Raw genomic sequence first — 1,018 nt, 5'->3', positions numbered from 1 at the left:
TAGCGTATCTTGCCGCTGCTGCTTGGCCATGATTGCCCACAGCATTCTGGCTTGTTTTGCGGCGATAGCCACCGCAACAACATTGTTTGGCCGTCGCTCTTGTAGCTTATAAATCCAGTCAAACATGGGTGTTGTTTGCGTGGACTTTTGTGCTCGGCTGGCCGCCAGCATGACGGTTCGGGCACCCTGAACCAAGAGTGTTCGCAAATAGCGGTCGCCGCGTTTAGTAATGGCACCGAGTTGCGTTTTACCACCGGATGAGTTCTGTTTTGGCACTAAACCGAGCCAGGCGGCGAATTGCCTCCCGTTTTTAAATACTGACACATCACCGGCTGTTGCTACAGCAGCGCTTGCGGTAACGCTACCGATACCACAGAGCTCAAGTAAGACTTTTGCGGTGGTATCTTGCTTGCTCCAGGCTTCAATCCGTTTGTTTAACGAATTAATGCGCGTTTCTAAATCAGCTAACTTGTCGGCTAAATCAGCCATACTCTGGCGAAACAGTAGGGGCAGTGTTTCCGATTCAGCCACCAAAGGTAATGTCTTGGCCAGTGCTGCGCGGCCCTGATTAATCACAATGCCAAACTCGTGCAGGTAGCTGCGGATTTGGTTCATCAGTGAAGTACGTTCCCGTACCCACTGGTCGCGCATCCGGTGCATGACCAATACAGCTTGTTGTGATTCTGATTTAACGGCAACAAAGCGCATATTGGGTCTGGCTAAGGCTTCACAAATGGCTTCTGCATCATTGGCATCGTTTTTACCGCCACGCCGATAGGGTGCAACATACTGCGGTGTCATCAGCTTTACGGTATGGCCGAGTTTGGTGAGCTCACGCGCCCAATAATGCGCACCACCGCAGGCTTCAATGCCGATAAGCATCGGTGGTTTATTGGCAAAATAGCGTAGCATTTCGCCTCTGGCTAACTTTTTAACCATAACGGTTTCACCAGATTTAGCATTAACGCCATGAATTTGAAACACGAGCTTTGCAATATCGACCCCACAACGTATAGAC

Annotated in this window: 1 protein-coding gene; it reads right to left on the bottom strand. The window is 50.2% G+C overall.

The genetic code is table 11. The features are described from left to right. Nucleotides 1-1,014: IS110 family RNA-guided transposase (locus IE070_RS16495; protein ID WP_189484283.1), on the bottom strand; the 1,014-nt coding region annotated here is incomplete at its 3' end. Nucleotides 1,015-1,018: the final 4 nt, after the last annotated feature.

It is taken from the genome of Alishewanella tabrizica (genome assembly GCF_014652375.1).
GTDB lineage: Bacteria > Pseudomonadota > Gammaproteobacteria > Enterobacterales > Alteromonadaceae > Alishewanella > Alishewanella tabrizica.
Note: the sequence above shows the minus strand (reverse complement) of the source record. Positions and strands in the feature narration are given on the sequence as shown.